At 39.0% G+C, this 16,526-nt stretch carries 16 protein-coding genes; 8 read left to right on the plus strand and 8 right to left on the minus strand.

Annotated elements, in window-relative coordinates; genetic code table 11:
- The first annotated feature begins 7 nt into the window (after positions 1-7).
- Entirely contained in the window at positions 8-1,129 is a 1,122-nt protein-coding gene (locus BLT53_RS05765) for an NAD(P)/FAD-dependent oxidoreductase (protein WP_090233401.1), read from the plus strand.
- 448 nt (positions 1,130-1,577) lie between these two features.
- On the opposite strand, the gene BLT53_RS05770 is transcribed toward BLT53_RS05765, so the two are convergent.
- The 4 genes from BLT53_RS05770 to BLT53_RS05785 all read right to left on the minus strand — a co-directional run bounded on the left by BLT53_RS05770 (position 1,578) and on the right by BLT53_RS05785 (position 4,579).
- Positions 1,578-2,105, minus strand: a complete 528-nt coding sequence (locus tag BLT53_RS05770) for an isochorismatase family protein (protein WP_090233403.1) — start codon at positions 2,103-2,105, stop codon at positions 1,578-1,580.
- A gap of 467 nt (positions 2,106-2,572) precedes the next feature.
- The gene (locus BLT53_RS05775; protein ID WP_090233404.1) at positions 2,573-3,100 is read right to left on the minus strand and encodes a GNAT family N-acetyltransferase; all 528 of its coding nucleotides are present in this window, start codon (positions 3,098-3,100) and stop codon (positions 2,573-2,575) included.
- A 235-nt stretch (positions 3,101-3,335) separates the two neighbouring features.
- Entirely contained in the window at positions 3,336-3,911 is a 576-nt protein-coding gene (locus BLT53_RS05780) for a dihydrofolate reductase family protein (protein WP_090233405.1), read from the minus strand.
- 236 nt (positions 3,912-4,147) lie between these two features.
- Positions 4,148-4,579, minus strand: coding sequence for an ASCH domain-containing protein (locus BLT53_RS05785; protein WP_090233407.1), 432 nt, complete (start codon positions 4,577-4,579; stop codon positions 4,148-4,150).
- A gap of 808 nt (positions 4,580-5,387) precedes the next feature.
- Between BLT53_RS05785 and BLT53_RS05795 the strand changes: the two genes are divergently transcribed.
- Positions 5,388-6,368 carry an SDR family oxidoreductase gene (locus BLT53_RS05795; RefSeq protein ID WP_090233408.1) on the plus strand — a complete coding sequence of 327 codons (981 nt, stop codon included), beginning with the start codon at positions 5,388-5,390 and terminating at the stop codon, positions 6,366-6,368.
- An 865-nt stretch (positions 6,369-7,233) separates the two neighbouring features.
- On the opposite strand, the gene BLT53_RS25760 is transcribed toward BLT53_RS05795, so the two are convergent.
- Together BLT53_RS25760 and BLT53_RS05800 are read right to left on the minus strand one after the other, a co-directional pair.
- Positions 7,234-7,296 carry a hypothetical protein gene (locus tag BLT53_RS25760; protein ID WP_425284697.1) on the minus strand — a complete coding sequence of 21 codons (63 nt, stop codon included), beginning with the start codon at positions 7,294-7,296 and terminating at the stop codon, positions 7,234-7,236.
- Between the two features lie 204 nt (positions 7,297-7,500).
- Complete coding sequence (locus BLT53_RS05800; RefSeq protein WP_090233410.1) at positions 7,501-8,340, minus strand: DUF2935 domain-containing protein; 840 nt, start codon at positions 8,338-8,340, stop codon at positions 7,501-7,503.
- Positions 8,341-8,802: 462 nt separating this feature from the next.
- Between BLT53_RS05800 and BLT53_RS05805 the strand changes: the two genes are divergently transcribed.
- Positions 8,803-9,093 carry a hypothetical protein gene (locus BLT53_RS05805; RefSeq protein WP_090233411.1) on the plus strand — a complete coding sequence of 97 codons (291 nt, stop codon included), beginning with the start codon at positions 8,803-8,805 and terminating at the stop codon, positions 9,091-9,093.
- 328 nt (positions 9,094-9,421) lie between these two features.
- Positions 9,422-10,264 (plus strand): STAS domain-containing protein, encoded by an 843-nt coding sequence (locus BLT53_RS25595; RefSeq protein ID WP_090233412.1) that lies wholly within the window; start codon positions 9,422-9,424, stop codon positions 10,262-10,264.
- Between the two features lie 1,117 nt (positions 10,265-11,381).
- On the opposite strand, the gene BLT53_RS05815 is transcribed toward BLT53_RS25595, so the two are convergent.
- Entirely contained in the window at positions 11,382-12,014 is a 633-nt protein-coding gene (locus tag BLT53_RS05815; RefSeq protein WP_090233414.1) for a LysE family translocator, read from the minus strand.
- A gap of 500 nt (positions 12,015-12,514) precedes the next feature.
- Positions 12,515-13,429: a LysR family transcriptional regulator gene (locus BLT53_RS05820; protein WP_090233415.1), complete on the minus strand. Its 915-nt coding sequence runs from the start codon at positions 13,427-13,429 to the stop codon at positions 12,515-12,517.
- 275 nt (positions 13,430-13,704) lie between these two features.
- Between BLT53_RS05820 and BLT53_RS05825 the strand changes: the two genes are divergently transcribed.
- The 4 genes from BLT53_RS05825 (at position 13,705) to BLT53_RS05840 (ending at position 16,482) form a co-directional block, all read left to right on the plus strand.
- Positions 13,705-14,283 (plus strand): UbiX family flavin prenyltransferase, encoded by a 579-nt coding sequence (locus BLT53_RS05825; protein ID WP_090233416.1) that lies wholly within the window; start codon positions 13,705-13,707, stop codon positions 14,281-14,283.
- A 2-nt stretch (positions 14,284-14,285) separates the two neighbouring features.
- Positions 14,286-15,704, plus strand: coding sequence for a non-oxidative hydroxyarylic acid decarboxylases subunit C (locus BLT53_RS05830; protein ID WP_090233418.1), 1,419 nt, complete (start codon positions 14,286-14,288; stop codon positions 15,702-15,704).
- A 14-nt stretch (positions 15,705-15,718) separates the two neighbouring features.
- Positions 15,719-15,949 carry a non-oxidative hydroxyarylic acid decarboxylases subunit D gene (locus BLT53_RS05835; RefSeq protein WP_090233419.1) on the plus strand — a complete coding sequence of 77 codons (231 nt, stop codon included), beginning with the start codon at positions 15,719-15,721 and terminating at the stop codon, positions 15,947-15,949.
- A gap of 68 nt (positions 15,950-16,017) precedes the next feature.
- Positions 16,018-16,482: a hypothetical protein gene (locus BLT53_RS05840; protein WP_090233421.1), complete on the plus strand. Its 465-nt coding sequence runs from the start codon at positions 16,018-16,020 to the stop codon at positions 16,480-16,482.
- The last annotated feature ends 44 nt before the right edge of the window (positions 16,483-16,526 follow it).

The raw sequence follows: 16,526 nt of genomic DNA on the forward strand, positions 1-16,526 counted from the left end.
TGAAAGTATGAAAATCGTTGTTGTTGGTTCTGGTATTGTCGGAGCCAGTGCAGCATACCATTTGGCAAAAAAAGGAGCCGAAGTAGTAATCGTGGATAAACTTCATGAGGGCCAAGCAACCGCAGCGGGTGCAGGTATTGTTTGTCCATGGATATCGAGTGTTGAAAATGAAGACTGGTTCACGCTTGCTAAAGGAGGAGCCTGTTACTATCCTTCATTAATCGCACAATTAAAAGAAGATGGAGAGAATGATCTTGGGTACGGCATGGTAGGTGCACTCGCTGTCAGCAGCAATATAGATGAGTTAGATGAGATCGAACTTAAAGTAAAAAAGCACCAAGCGGAAATCCCTGATGTGGGGGAAGTGAGCCGTCTATCGGCGGAAGAAGCTCGCCTGCTCTTTCCTCCTTTGAGCGAAGACCTTGCTGCGATCCATGTTACTGGTGCGGCTCGAGTAGATGGAAGACTATTAAGGGATGCCTTGATAAGAGGGGCTGTGAAACATGGAGCATTGTCCTATTCGGGTGAAGCTAAGCTTAAAGCAGTGAGCAGTAAAATAACAGGCGTACATGTAAATGATGATTTTATTACAGCCGACTCTATTGTGATATCAGCAGGTGCTTGGGCTGCACAGTTATTAGCTCCATTTGATATACAAGTACCTATTGAACCTCAAAAAGGGCAAATTGTTCATTTAAAGCTTGAACAGCAAGAGACATCGAAGTGGCCCGTAATCCTTCCGCAAAGCAGCCATTATCTAGTCAGTTTCGATGATTCAAGGGTCGTTGTAGGCGCTACAAGGGAAACCGGTTCTGGATTTGATTATCGAATCACAGCAGCCGGATTACTAGAGGTGTTAGGAGAGGCTTTATCTGTTGCACCCGGACTTTCAAATAGTAAAGTACATGAAGTCAGAGTTGGGTTTCGGCCAGCTGGGCCAGATATTCTCCCTTTGCTTGGACCTGTACCTTCAATAGAAGGATTAGTGATCGCTACCGGCCTCGGTGCATCAGGGTTAACGATGGGTCCTTATTCAGGGAAATTAGCGGCAAGTCTCGCAATGAACGAAAAACTCGAAATTGATATCACTCCATTTGATCCTTTTAGAAGGACTTTGAAGGTGCAATAAGTAGAATAGTAATACTGTGTAAAAAAGAAGCTGTAATTTAAAACAAGATGAGGAGGAGACATATCGATGACAGAATACATTAAAGTGGGAAAGGTGGCTCGTGTTCTCTATGAATTTATGAATTTATTAATTTAGAAGCTCTCCCAGGCAGCGGTTTGGAGCCTGACTTTATTGTTAGAGACATTAAAGGATCCTTTAGAAGAAACAAGGTTAAATTCTGTAATGGCTCTAGAAGGTATCGGAAACCCTGTGTAATAAATGAATTGAAAGAAATGGAGAACTTAGAGTCAGACGAGGATGTAATAGAAGCCATTCAGAGTTAGGCAAACCAGTTATCAAAGAAATCTAAGAAGAGTGGGCGATGCCTGCTCTTTTTTATTATGGCTTTTGATAACAATTGTCTTTTTATAAAAGAAAAAGAACGGAATATAACCGTTCTTAAATGAATTTATAATGTTGGTTGACCATCAGTGACAGTTAGGAAGCGATTATTCCAAATAGACTCATGATGACTAATAATATCCCTTGCATTTAAAACTACGCCATTTAATGTACTGTGTGTCCCTTTGAAAAGTAGATTTTTTTGATACCCTAAACTAAAGGCAACTCTAATTGTTGTGTCGAGGCAAAACTCAGTCTGTGCTCCTGCAAAAATAAGTTGTTCTATTCCATTGTTTCTTAAGTAATCTAAGAGTTCAGTTTGATAGAATGAATCCCATTTAGATTTTTTGATGATTTTATCGGTAGATGATATTAGTAAATTTTTATGTAATTTCCAGTCATTTTTACCTTCAAAGAGTTCGTCTTGTTTGTTTGGACTAGTATGTTGAATGAAGATAACTTGAATACTTTTTTCATGAGCCTGCTTAATTAGCTTGTTAATATTACTGACTAATTGTTCATTATCAAATAAATAGTTTTGTGGATAATTGAAAAAAATTTCCTGCATATCAACAATTATTAGAGCCTGTTTCATCGATTAACACTTCCTGTTCGTTTCTTTTTAAATATAACAGGTGGCAACCGCAAAGGGAATGCCCTTGTTTAACTAGCTTTGATGGGTATTGGTACGGCGGGAATTAAATATTTCTTAGAATCACGCGAGAACAGATAACTGATAGCCCTCACGTCTTCTTCAATTTTCATATAAAGCTGCTTAAAAAGCCAAGTATATATGAATAGAATGAAGGAAGTAGATATGGGAGGTTATATAATGAACGGGGAAGCTACATCTTTGCATGCTGATACCGGTGTTAGACATAGGCCAAATTAAAAGTCCCTCACCTAAATTGTAACTAGTTCTCTTTTGGGGTACAAAAAGTTAAAATCGCATATAAATTAGCAATCGAAAAAGCACTGCAAAACGCAGTGCTTTTTACATTTATAATTGGATTAAATTAGACGGAGCTTTGTTCAATAAACGTCCCGATTGTTAAAAAACAACTATGATTTATTTATTTCCAGACGCCAATTGTTACAATGCATGAAATTACCTGGTGGGTACTCAAATTTGCAATCTGATATTAATGAAAAGTTGAGCTTTCGACAAATGGCATTTGAAGCAGAATTTTCAACCGAAGGGAAAGCGTGGATGTATTGATATTTCCTTTCCTTAATTGCTTCATTAATTGCTAGTCTGACGGCATGTGTTGCTATCCCTCTCCCCTGAAATTGGGGTAGTATGCTCCATCCAATTTCATAAACACATTCATTATTCCAATTTGATTGCCAATATACAACTGAACCAACCACTTCAAAATCGGGACTTAGGGTAATACTAAATACTTTCCCCTTTTCACCAAGTTCAAGATACCTTTTATGACGCTTTAGAACCTGTTCATTACTTTCAGACCCTCCGAGATGTTCCATCATTTCTGGTGTGTTTAATTTAACAAGTAGATCAAGGTCTTTGTCTTCCCAATTGTTAATTTGTATTTGTCGTTCTTTAATTTGTTTTGAAATAACGTCCATCTCCTTAAATTTATTATTTTTTCTCCTCTTGTTTACTACTTTTTAATTTCAACAACGTGTTCCCCTATGTCTTCACTACCGTCTAACCCTGTAAACGATACGATCACCCGACAAGCTGAATGAGTCTGACTCGTAAAAAAAGCAGTGACGGACTAAGAACTCGGAAGACCTAGACTGCCGCTGCTTTTGCTGTGCTAACGTAATCCGTTAGCGTCATCTGCTTTAGGGGACAAGGTCATCTAACCGTCTGGTAAACGAGGCCTATGGCTCCAGAATCAAATGTCTTGTTTTCGATAAGTTTAAGATTGATCTTCTCCTTGAGACCTTTGAATAACAGCAACCCGCTGCCGATCAGGACGGGAGACACCGTAATTTTATACTCATCTATTAAATCAAACTGCATAAGGTAGTGTGCGAACCTAGGACTGCCGAGGATGACCATATCCTTGCCTGGCTGCTGTTTGAGGTTCTTGATCTCTTCCTCGACATCTTCTTTCACCAGTCGGGAATTGTTCCATTCGACTTTCTCCAGCGTTGTTGAAAAAACGATTTTGGCTGTCTTTTCGATCCACTCGGCATGATTCCGTTCATGCTGCGAAGCTGATGGGTTCGAAGGCACAGATGGCCAGTAACTGTGCATCATCTGATAAGTCCCACGTCCCCAAATGACAGTGTCGGCAGTACTCAGAATTTCTTTCGCGTGTTTCTCCAAATCAGCATCGTAGGAAACCCAGCCAATGTCCATTTCACCGTTAGGCCCTTCTACAAAACCGTCAAGCGATGCGTGAAGAAATAGAACGAGTTTTCTCATTTACAGTTCTCCTTTGTTCATGAGGGATATCTACATTATACATTAACTGCATTTCAAAGCGCTGCGCCGAAAAATCCATCGGGGATTGATTGGCGAACCAAAAATATTTTAGCACCTCGGGAGAGTTTTTTTCATACAACGCTGAAAGCTTTTTGGAACCCTTGGCCTAGCCTAGGGTTTTCTTTTCTATAATAAAAAGGAGCTGATTCAGCGCATCGTGTGCAATGTATCAGCTCCTATAAAATTAAATCATGCTCCCATAATCCTAGCTTTCCCTTTGCTGGAATAAATTCATCCAGCATCTGCATATCCTCAACTACCCAAGCATAACCTCCCACTATAAAGTCACCCATAAAATAGTCATTCCCTGATACGATTCGACCATCCTCCAGAATGGCCCATGTCTCATTGTTTTCTGTTACCTTCAAACAATCTACAAGTTTGCATACAGCAATGATCTGGCCAGTTGGAAGATTCTCTGGTGTGTATCCATGCTTACCAAGCAATGACTTTATGGCTATATGGTTAGAGACGTCTTTATCTATTTTTTTACTTGTGTGAATGGCAAGTGGCCCCCGATAGTTTGTTCTCCATGACCTTGTTTCATATGTTGCCTCTCTAAGGACAAAAAGGCTTGCCCATGGCTGGATCATTGATAAAACCTTCATTCTGACAGCCTCCAACCTATAGCAGTTTATTTTGATTATAGAGTGTCCCTGAAAAGGAATATTATGAGCAAAAGGCAGAATATCAATTCACGGGGATCCAATTAATGAGGCATGAGTCATGACCAGTGATCATTAATATCATATATTAATCAGCGAACTATTTTTGTTGGGTTTTACAAACTCACTGGATGTGATGTGGCACGAACTTACACAAGGAGTGACCCAGTTCACAAGCGGGCTAGAATATGAAAAGCAGCCTGGAGCTTTAAACGAACATCACTCGGATGTTTTTGTTGCACCGAATTTTTTAAAGACCTCTATTTTGTGGAATGCACAATTTTAAAATACTTGCCAATCTTCATGGAGGGTAAAGGCCCATTGAGAATTTGCTAAGAGGTAGATCCGTGTCAGGCAATAATGCTGATTAATAAATAAAAACTGTCATTTAAGTAAGTATGGCTTCACACATCGTCTCTTCCATAAAGATAGGTGCTGTTCATCCAAGGGGAAAGTGAAGCTAAACTCTTTTTAGATAATAACAGGCCTTTTGGGAAAAGCTTCCGCATACAAAGATCCTTAGGAACGGTACAAACGCGATATTGCAGCCCAAAAGGTGGGGATGGAACTAGTCCCCATTAACTATCCGGCAGCGTCTAAGGGTGAGTTCAATAAAGAAAAAAGTTGACTTTTTTGAGGAAGAATACGCTCCGGTGTTGAAAGTAAACAATATTTTTCACACTTTTTTACTTTATTTGTAGTGAACAACATATCATTCTATAGAAGAAAATTATCTCTATAGGAGGTTTCAATGGATCACAAGGATCAAAGTCGCCAATTAGACCAGATAAAGCAAATGCAACAAATGTTTAAAGCGAACATGAAAACTCAACCTTATCCCATGTACCCTAACTATGGGAAAATCACACGTTACGAAGAAATCCCGATAAGTTTACCTGAACAGCGCCAGCTTCGCCATCCCGGAGTGGAAAAATTTATGGTACCCCTTCCAATTATCGAAAACCCGAACTATAAAGGGAGTGGAAAGTTAACAGGAAAAGTAGCACTTATTACAGGGGGTGACAGTGGTATTGGTGCAGCAGTAGCCATTGCGTTTGCTAAAGAAGGCGCAGATGTTGCTATTTCATACTTAGATGAACATGAGGATGCAAATAGAACAAAAACAAGGATTGAGCAACTCGGACAACGTTGTTTTCTAATGCCTGGTGACTTGCGGGACAAACAACAGTGTATCTCTATTGTAGAACAAACAGTAAATACGTTTGGACGTCTAGATATTCTTTGTAACCATGTTGGTATCCAATTCCAACAACTAAGTCTCCTTGACATTACAGATGAGCAATTCGATGACACCTTCAAAGTTAATATATACTCTCATTTTTACACAACAAGAGCAGCGCTTCCTCATTTAAAACCAGGCAGCTCAATCATTGGCACTTCTTCAGTGGTGACTTATGTAGGTGAAAAGCAAATGATTGATTATACGAGCACAAAAGGCGCAATAGTTGGTTGGACACGTGCCTTGGCTAAAAATGTCGTGAAACAAGGGATCCGAGTCAATGCCGTCGCCCCCGGCCGAATTTGGACCCCACTTATTTCAGCAAGTTTCTCGTCAGATCAAGTCGCTGTATATGGAGCATTTAATCCAATGGAACGAGTTGCCCATCCATTTGAACTCGCACCAACCTTTGTCTATCTTGCTTCTGATGATTCTCGTTTTGTTACTGGTCAAGTTCTTCATGTTGATGGGGGAGAATCCACACATTCCTAATGGAAGGGGGTTACCATTTTGAGATATGAATTTAATCCAGAAGTAAAGCTATTGCTAGTAAACCATTCAAATGAAAAAGTAAAGATGGTCTATATTGAGGATTCCTGGCCAATGTCTAAAATAGCACTTAGACCACCATACTATTACTACCCAAGTTACGAGCTGAATTATCCAATAATCTGATAATAACAGACAAAAAGACCTATACACAGTGTGGAAGTCCATTCAACATTTCGCTTAGTGTCCGCAATTATGCAAACTTTCAATTCATCCAGTTAAACTAATAAAAAAATAGGATAACGGTTTTAAAACGACTTTTATACAGTCGTCCTCAAGATTAATAACCATTTGCTAACCTTGATTTGCTTATCCAAGTGCCACTCTGTGTGTGAGTCAACCTTGTGATTCGTTATCTTTTCAAAAATTCAGTCATAAAATGTTAAAACAGTATGAAAAAGTTTGAGTGTCATAAACAAACATATAACACATGGCTTTTGCTTTTCACATATAGGCGAAGACTTGTCTAAAAAAAATTGGTGGTCAAATGATATCATGCATATAAAACTGACCATCAAAACAACAAACCCAAACCCCTTAACACCAATGGTGTCAAGGGGTTTGGGTTTTAATACATGCTCATGTATTGTTCATGGTCACAGGGGTGAACTTGTGTACGCTACATATACTTTGTGTCTACGCTTACGCTAATTACCATAGCAGTTTCCCGGAAAACAAGCAAAGAACCAAAACCTTAAATTTCGCCTGATTTGGCCAAATTAAGGATTTCAGTTTTGAGAAACACTCCTCAATCCATTAAGGTTAACTTCTTCCAACTCCCGAAGCAGTATATCGGCGCCTTTAAGGGTCAACAATTCCCATTCCCATAAGCCTTATTTTCTCTCGTTACCTCACTGGTAATCACACACATATGTTAGGCAGTATATTCTGGAAGAACACATAGGATAGATTCTGTACACGAGTTACGGAACAAGAAAAAAAGCCTCTGAAGCAGCATATTTAAACACAATCTTAAGTATTAAAAAAAAAGGAGCTACCGAAGCAACTCGATTTTTTATCAAGAAACAATGCTTTATTATACCAACCTATTCGTTAAGTTACGCAGTTGTTTAAATTATGGGGTACCGTGTGTAAGATGCGTGTCAAACATATCAATGATTTCTAGGAACCTATCAGCTTCCCGAAAAACATGGTCTGCTAATAGAGGGTGAATAATGCTCTTTATTTTACATTGCTCAATTAAATCACGGGCTGTTTTCTTGAAGTCCCTAAGAGATACGACCGACACCCGATTTTGATCAAGGAATTGATCTAAAAGAGGAACGGTTTGAGATTGTGGCTTCATAGATTCTAAGTCCCTTGCCTGATATAGCAATTGATCAAAATCATTGCTGAAATTCCGTGCTAGATCAACTAGTTTCCTTTCTGACGGATCAAGGAGATGGCCAATAAATTTGGCATGGTCTGCCATAATCCTTAAGAAGAAGACATTTTCTTTAATAATGGCATCTGGAAGCGATTGTAATTTCCCTTCATTTAATTCAATTAATCGCTTCCTAAAATAATTTGCTTCCCTGCTTGTATGGTCAACTAAAAGTGGGAAATTATTTGCCCCTGGCAATTTGCATGTGAGAATAAGTCCTAATACTTTCCGTTTAAATAAGAAAATATTAGAGGCAGCTTGTTGTACCTCGGAATTAAATCTTCTTATTTGTTCGGGGTCTGTTTGATTATTAAACGAATGTGCAGTTTGTTCGATGTATTCAAATATGCGATAAAATTGATTAGCCTCTTGAATTAGTTGAGTATCTTCTGCTCTAAAACCCAATCGAAGAAATAAAGAATGTTCTTTCATGATCCTGGCCCAAAAACGAATTTCATTTAAAGAGCGCTCAACAAACAATCCAGATGTAACTCCGGTATCAGCATGCAAAGGTGTATCTTCCCCGTTCATTCTGTAACCTCCCCGAATACCTTTTTGTTTTATTCCTATTTACAAAGTTATTTGAATATGCCTTAATGCAATAGTTCCGTATTATCGATGAAGCTGTGGTTGAAAAAGACCCTAATAACAATCCTATTATGTTTGAAACATAAAAATACTAAAACAGTCATGCCTTTATTTTCTTTCCAGCAAATTAACAAATCGAATTTGCATTAACTTCTATAAATATTTCTGTTTACACAAACGTAGTTAAATTTTATTGCGTTCAATAGACTGGGAAACGTTTTAAAGAGCAAGTGGAAATCTTAAATCCAAATTAATGTAATTCGGCAATTTAAGCTAACCATATTATTTACTGTGTTTAACTAACCACATCCATTTTCAGTGCTTATCATTTTACCTTTGATCCCCTGTATACTGGATAATATTTTATTGATAATATAAAAGTATATAGAAAGGGGCTAGGCATAATTGTTTGGAACAAAAGAAAGTAAAGAAGCGAAAAGACAAGAAAAAGAACAAAAAGAAGTTCAAAAGTTTCTAGAGAAGTATCAATTAGAGGATATAAGTGAAAAAGATTTAGTTGTACTTAAGCGAATTGCCAATGATCTTGCAGGTAATGGGTTTTTTAAGGCAGGGATGGCATTAAGTTTTGCGAAAGCCGAAGAACAAGCCAAGGTCTCATACTTATCTGCTTTAGTGGAACAAAACTGGATGATTATCAGGAAGTTGGATGAAATTAGTAAAAAATTAGATAGGTAGTGCAAGGGCACTCACAAATTAGTGGGTGCTTTTTCATTTGTTCTGCATAATAGGGAATGCTTCCCTTTTTGACTTTGAGGAATGTTTGAAAATAAAAAGAATTTAAATCCGCAACAGGAAGAAACAAATTGTCTTTAAACAACCATTTGCTTTATTAAGTACCAGATAGCTGAGTACAGCACTAAGGTAGTAAACCAATGACATCATGTGTTTTAATTCAACGACTTTACTGTTTCTGGCTTATCTATACCAGAATTACGTTTTCAGAAATTAGTGACTTAGGTTATTATGGTTATATAGAATTATTACACATTCGGAGGATCTCAGTATGAATAGAGACATACAGTTGCTCGGGGAAGAGCTAATTAAGCGGAAACAAGAAATAGCAGAAAAAGTTCATTTGAATCGGATGGCCGGGGTTTCAATGACGCCTAAAGAAATGAATGACTTTAAAAAAGTAGAACCGACAATTATGGAGCTTCGTACCCAGTTTATCAATTTATTTGGAGAATCTCTTATTCATAACGATGAACAAGCGGAGTATATTGAAAGGGTCCGTGAATGGGGTAAAGAAACGGGTGATTATTCGTTTAAATTAGGAGCTCCTCTTGATGAAGCTTTGAAAGATACGAATTACTACCGGAGGTACATTTGGGAAGTACTTAAAAATGAATCAACCAGGTTATATTTATCAGCTGGGGTCATTTTTGAGGTCATTGATATCATTGATCCTCTCTTGGATGAGGCTGTATACTATTTTAGTTTGACGTATATTCAATCATATAAAAAAGTACTTGATCAGGCAAAATCTGCATTTTTAGAGTTATCGGTTCCTATTGTTCCATTAGTCAGAGGGACTGGAGTGCTTCCTTTAGTAGGTAATATTGATACAGAAAGAGCACAGCACATTATGGAAGAAACATTAACCCAAGCTTTGAATTTAAAGTTAGAGAATTTAATCATAGATCTCTCAGGGGTCATGATTGTTGATACAATGGTAGCCGATCAATTATATAAAGTCATTGATGCACTTTCATTGTTAGGTGTATCAACCATACTTACAGGGATTCGGCCAGAAGTGGCACAAATTATGGTGAGTTTAGGATTAGACATTGATAAATTTGTTGTGAGAGGGAACCTGCACCAGGCATTTTTGGAAGTAAGAAAGTAAGTAATCAGGTGGAAAGCAATTGGCTATTGCTTTCCATATTTTAACGTTGTATTAATTCATATTCTTACATAAGAAATATTTGAAGAACATCCCTTTTGTGGATGTTCTTTTTTATTCATCCATTTAATGGAGGCGAATAAGCAACAGGAGAAATGAACACACCTAGTACAAAGCGCTTCTCATTGAAAAAGACAAGCAACTAAATTGCGCCTGGTGCACATTGGAACTTTAGCCTAATGGATACGTTAAAAATACATAGTTCGTAGATGCAGCCGAATACTTAACCGATTATAACGTGTATTGTCACAAATTCTAGCCGCCGATCAGTCATGTGACTTCTGGAAAGATCAGCTGGAAAGCTTCTACCGGCTGGCATTAAACCTTAAGCGGGCGAGTATTAAAGAGGTTAAGGAGAAGTATTTTGGATTATTCATATAGAATTAGATGATTATTGAAGGAATATGGTTTCCGATAGGAGAGGGTTTTATTTCAGTCAGGTACATTGAAAGAGAATCCTCTCATCAAGGCAAGGTGATGCGAGAAGTAGTTTAACACGTACCTCTATGTATAAAAACAACAATTTTTAGAAAACTGCCTTAAGAAATTAGGAAAGTCTATCTCCGAAGAGATAGACTTCACTAACACTCGGCTTTTAAGACCATCGGTTATGGTGTCGACAACACTTTTTCTTTTTCTTTTTCTTACAGATGAAGCTTGAGGATGAGCTTGAGGATGAACGTCGTTGTTTGCGACATTTACATTTACATTTAATTCTCTTTTTATGAGAACATGACATTTAATTTCAACTCCTCTGAATCATTTTGAGAATAAGAGAGAATCTCTTAATCTCTCAATATAGTATGTAGCAATACAGTAGATTGTGAAAATAAACCTTAAAAATGTGCGAATAGTACAGTGATCGATAATTAAAATTCATTGTTCCTGATGTTTAGGAGCTTATCGGCTTTTTGATAGTTTACCATTTTTTTACTTTACTGATATTCTTATATAAAAGCACAAAAAAACCACCCGTATTAATGGGTGGTTGCTGCATCATCTAACCCTGTTTTTTCTTGTTAATCTTTTGAGAATCAGTCCTGCCTTATATAATTATATTCTAATTATGGGTCTTTTCTAGAGCGAGTTTTATACCGAAACCTATCAGTATAGAACCTGTGATTCCTTCTATAATATTTTGTGCTTTAGGTCTCCTCATGAAGGTGCTAATCTGATTAAGTAAATAGACATAAAATAAAAACCATATGGCGGTCAATACAGTATAAGTGATGCCCATTATAAAAAACGGTAGAAAGGTATTGCTGCCAGAGTCCACGAACTGAGGAAAAAAAGTTAAGAAAAAGACAGCAACTTTGGGATTTAGGATATTGGTCAAGAATCCCAGTTTAAAGAATGATGTGTTTTCAAACTGGTTTTCTGTGTTCATCTCAACGCTTGCTGCTTCTTCCTTTTTCCTTAAAGACCATAAATTCTTAACACCCAGATAAATTAAGTAAACAGCTCCCACATATTTAAAGACAGAAAATAATAACGCTGATTTCACAATGATCGCTGATAGTCCTAGTACAGCAGCAGAAGTATGGATAAGGAGGGCACAACAAATACCTAAGGCTGTTTTAAGACCCCCGCTTCTCCCAACGGTGAGAGTGCTTTTGGTAACAATGGCAGTATCGGGACCAGGTAAAATAATTAGAAAAATACACATAAGGACAAAAAGATAAAAGTTTTCCATTTTATTATCTCCTTTCTGATTATGATAAGGCCAGAATATGTGATTCTTACACTGTATTATATATAAATGCTGTTATTAATTGAACATAAATCTTATTGTGATTTCTTTGTTGAACCAGGGCTCCGGCTAGTGGATTACCAAATGAAATACATAAATTAAAACAAGACAGTTTGATTGATGTTAAGCTAAATTAGATTCTAATAACGAGATTCGGAATGAACTGGGCAAAGATATGGTTTAGAACCAAGAAATTTATCTCCTGTTCTATTTAATCAAAAATGAAATAGCGGAAATTTCAAAGCTTTGAAAGAGGATCATATTTATCACCGCAACTTCAATATATGTAAATAACCACTTTCATTTTGAAAGTGTTGGTGTTATGCGGATTTTAGACATTAAACCGTGAAAAACATATAAGATATACCGTTCGCAAGTTACCCTGAGAATGCGGACAATACAAGAGCATGTATCAAAATTCAAAATTCCTGATACTTTTGGTATCAGGGGTTTTTTCTGTTTAGGGGCACTTCCGATTCTTCTGATACCAGTAACTCAATCAGTTTTCTGTTGGCTTTTGACATATATTTGTCTTTCATCCAGACAATCGCCGGTTTTGCTTGCAGAAAAGGTTCCTCAATTGTAAGTACTTTGAATTTTCCATCGTATGCCTGATGGATTTCTGAGCGGGGAATAATGGTCATCCCCATACCGGTGGCCACAAACGTCAGAATGGTGGATATATCCGGTCCGTCCAAAACCACCTGTGGTTGAAGATCATAGTGATGAAAATGGGAGAGAATATTCTCGTATATTCCGATTCCGGATCTTCTTTTTCCCAAGAGAAGATCCTGCTCAGCCACTTCTTTCAGGCTGATCGAGTCTTTTGGAAAGTGCTTCTCCCAGTGTCTTGGGATAACTGCAACAAACGGGTCTTCCTCCAGAGGGACAATTTCATATTGGCGTCCTTCGACCGGAAGTAAAAGGAGGGCAACATCAATCATATTCTGCTGAAGCAGCTCCTCCAGATAATACGTATCACCATTGAATATCTTTACATACACTTTCGGAAATTCGTTATGAAACTGAGTTAAATGGGGGGCAAGATGGGAAACGCAAATCGTAGAAGTGCCGATGGTGACCGTCCCGGTAATGCCTTCTTTTATTTCCGACAATTCTCCTTTAATGGAATTAATCGACTGAAGCAGCTGTTTGGAACGCTCATAAAGTTTCTGTCCTGCTTCTGTTACCTGCCACTGTTTTCCTTGTCGGATAATTAATTGAACACCGAGCTCCTCCTCTAATTGCTTAAGCTGCAAGCTCAGCGCCGGCTGGGCCATATGCAGAATCCTTGCAGCTTTTGTTATCTGTTTTTCTTCTATGATGGTTTGAAAATAGCGAAGCTGACGAATATCCATGAGTTCTCCCTCACCCTTATCATTGCGATCTTACATAGATTTTGCTTATTCGGATCGAGCATACACTATTTTTTATGCGTTCACCAGAAATAGGGATCCGGTGTTATCTGGAATTCTATTTTTTCGGCCAATTATTTTCTGTCTATAGTATTTTCCATCCATAAGTTAAACATATGCATTGCATAATATATATATATTTTATTTATTAAAATGAGAGGCGTATACTTGTTTCTGTAAAACACGCTATACGTTATGAGCGAGAAAGGTGGGAACAGATGAGGATTATAGTTGGTATAACCGGTGCAACGGGCGTCGTTTTTGGCATTCGCATTTTGGAGCTTTTAAAGCAGGCAAATGTAGAAACCCACCTGGTGATGTCCCCGTGGGCAACAGCTAACATTCCTTTTGAAACATCTTATACCGTGAAGGAAGTAGAAGGAATGGCTGATTTCAGCTATTCCTACAAAGATCAGGCAGCAAGGATTTCCAGCGGGTCCTTCCGGGTTGATGGCATGATTGTGGCACCATGCAGTATGAAATCACTGGCATCTATTCGAATGGGGCTTGCGGATAACTTACTGACACGTGCAGCGGATGTCATGCTGAAAGAAAGAAAAAAACTTCTTTTAATGACTCGGGAAACTCCATTGAGTACGATCCATCTTGAAAATATGCTGGAGCTTTCCCGCATGGGCACCATCATTATTCCGCCCATGCCTGCATTCTACAATCATCCACAGGATCTTGGAGATATGGTAGATCATATTGCTTTCAGGGCGTTGGACCAGTTTGATATTCATTTATCTGAAGCAAGACGCTGGGAAGGTATGAAACCTAAGAAACAGGAGGACTAAAAATGGCCTATAAAGATTTTCGTGATTTTCTTGCGACATTAGAAAAAGAAGGGCAGCTTCTTACTATTAAAGATGAAGTGAAACCTGAACCGGATATTGCTGCAGCAACCAAAGCGATGAGCAAGCTTGGTTCAGAGACTCCGGCTATGTTATTTGACAACATTTATGGGTATACCAACGCAAAAGTAGCCATGAATGTAATGGGCTCTTGGCCAAACCATGCACTAATGATGGGGATGCCAAAAAATACACCGTTAAAAGAACAATTCTTTGAATTTGCCCGTCGTTATGATCAATTTCCGATGCCAGTTCAGCGGGAGGAAACCGCACCATTTCATGAAGTGGAGATCACTGAAAACATCAACCTTTTTGATATTTTGCCGTTGTTCCGTTTGAACCAGGGAGACGGAGGGTTTTATATTGATAAGGCGTGTGTAATTTCACGTGACCTTGATGATCCGGAGCACTTCGGAAAGCAAAATGTAGGTATTTACCGCATGCAGGTTAAAGGGAAAGACCGATTGGGAATCCAGCCGGTTCCTCAGCATGATATTGCCATTCACCTGCGACAGGCTGAAGAACGCGGTGAAAACCTGCCTGTTGTGATTGCGCTTGGCAACGAACCTGCCATTACAACAGCAGCGGCTACGCCGTTACATTACGATCAATCCGAATACGAGATGGCCGGTGCCATTCAGGGTGAACCATACCGTATTGTAAAAGCGAAAGATTCAGACCTCGATATTCCTTGGGGAGCAGAGGTTGTTCTTGAAGGAGAGCTATTGGCAGGTGTCCGTGAATTTGAAGGGCCGTTTGGTGAATTCACCGGCCACTATTCAGGAGGAAGAAGCATGCCGGTTATAAAGATTAACCGTGTCTATCACCGTCAGAATCCGATATTTGAACACCTTTATATCGGAATGCCTTGGACAGAAACAGACTATATGATTGGTATTAATACAAGCGTGCCTTTATACCAGCAATTAAAAGAAGCATTCCCTAATGAAATCCAAGCGGTAAATGCCATGTACACTCATGGATTGGTTGCCATTATTTCCACCAAACGCCGCTACGGCGGATTTGCAAAGGCAGTGGGAATGCGGGCTTTAACCACGCCACACGGCTTGGGCTATTGTAAACTGGTGATTGTTGTCGATGAGGATGTGGATCCGTTTAATCTTCCTCAGGTCATGTGGGCCCTTTCGACTAAAATGCATCCAAAACACGATGCAGTAATTATTCCGGACCTTTCCGTCCTTGCTCTTGATCCAGGTTCATTACCTTCGGGAATCACTCACAAAATGGTCCTCGATGCTACTACGCCTGTGGCGCCTGAAACAAGAGGCCACTACTCACAGCCCCTTGATTCCCCGCTTAATGTTGAGAAGTGGGAACAACGTTTACGGGAATTATTACGATAAAAGGAGTGAAAGATATGCATACTTGTCCGCGATGTGAATCAAAAAAAGCCGAAGTTGTATCAAAGTCACCGGTGGAAGGTGCATGGGAGGTTTATATGTGTCCGGTATGTATTTTTACATGGCGTTCCATTGAGCCTGAAACCATCACGAAACCTGAAAAATATAACCGTGCGTTTAAGGTGAACCCGGCTGACATCCCATTTGCAGAAAATGTGCCTGCTCTTCCGGCAAAGTATATAAAATAATAAATGTAGTAAACCAGCAGGGCTAGTCTGAAAACGGACCAGCCCTGTCCTGGTTTCTATAGGAAAGGATGTGTAGACTGTTGGAACTATCCGATGAATTGTTCGAACTGCTGAACGGAGAAAACCTCGAAAATAAGCAGCATGAGGCGATGCTTTTAATGACGGTAACACAGGATGGCTGGCCGCATAATGCAATGGTAAGTGCAGGTGAAGTTGTTGCCCATGACAAAGAGAATTTACGATTGGCACTTTGGCCGGGTACCACGACAACCAAAAATTGCATCAGAACGAAAAAGGCCTTTTTAATGGCGGTCTATAAGGGTAAGGTCCATTATATCCGACTTGCATTATCGCCGTTGGGAATACTCGAAGACGCAAAGCATCCTTTGGAGCGTTTTTCAGCCAAGGTAGAGTTATATAAAGAGGATCAGGCGAAATATGCAGACATTACTACGGGGATTCAAATCTCCTTAAAGAATCCACCGGCAGTCCTTACAAGGTGGAAAGAAACCATTCAAGAAACACTGCGGTAAGCAGGAGACTGCCCTGGCATTCTTGAAAGGGAAGACTGCTGGAG

The organism is Fictibacillus solisalsi (assembly GCF_900103485.1).
Classification (GTDB): domain Bacteria; phylum Bacillota; class Bacilli; order Bacillales; family Fictibacillaceae; genus Fictibacillus_C; species Fictibacillus_C solisalsi.

Bases quoted from the DNA above. Each gene is read 5' to 3' on its own strand.
- BLT53_RS05815 (WP_090233414.1), bottom strand. From the start codon at position 12,014: ATGGAAAACTTTTATCTTTTTGTCCTTATGTGTATTTTTCTAATTATT.
- BLT53_RS05840 (WP_090233421.1), top strand. From the start codon at position 16,018: ATGTGTAGACTGTTGGAACTATCCGATGAATTGTTCGAACTGCTGAAC.
- BLT53_RS05770 (WP_090233403.1), bottom strand. From the start codon at position 2,105: ATGAAACAGGCTCTAATAATTGTTGATATGCAGGAAATTTTTTTCAAT.
- BLT53_RS05765 (WP_090233401.1), top strand. From the start codon at position 8: ATGAAAATCGTTGTTGTTGGTTCTGGTATTGTCGGAGCCAGTGCAGCA.
- BLT53_RS05830 (WP_090233418.1), top strand. From the start codon at position 14,286: ATGGCCTATAAAGATTTTCGTGATTTTCTTGCGACATTAGAAAAAGAA.
- BLT53_RS25595 (WP_090233412.1), top strand. From the start codon at position 9,422: ATGAATAGAGACATACAGTTGCTCGGGGAAGAGCTAATTAAGCGGAAA.
- BLT53_RS05800 (WP_090233410.1), bottom strand. From the start codon at position 8,340: ATGAACGGGGAAGATACACCTTTGCATGCTGATACCGGAGTTACATCT.
- BLT53_RS05780 (WP_090233405.1), bottom strand. From the start codon at position 3,911: ATGAGAAAACTCGTTCTATTTCTTCACGCATCGCTTGACGGTTTTGTA.
- BLT53_RS05820 (WP_090233415.1), bottom strand. From the start codon at position 13,429: ATGGATATTCGTCAGCTTCGCTATTTTCAAACCATCATAGAAGAAAAA.
- BLT53_RS05835 (WP_090233419.1), top strand. From the start codon at position 15,719: ATGCATACTTGTCCGCGATGTGAATCAAAAAAAGCCGAAGTTGTATCA.
- BLT53_RS05795 (WP_090233408.1), top strand. From the start codon at position 5,388: ATGGATCACAAGGATCAAAGTCGCCAATTAGACCAGATAAAGCAAATG.
- BLT53_RS05825 (WP_090233416.1), top strand. From the start codon at position 13,705: ATGAGGATTATAGTTGGTATAACCGGTGCAACGGGCGTCGTTTTTGGC.
- BLT53_RS05785 (WP_090233407.1), bottom strand. From the start codon at position 4,579: ATGAAGGTTTTATCAATGATCCAGCCATGGGCAAGCCTTTTTGTCCTT.
- BLT53_RS05775 (WP_090233404.1), bottom strand. From the start codon at position 3,100: ATGGACGTTATTTCAAAACAAATTAAAGAACGACAAATACAAATTAAC.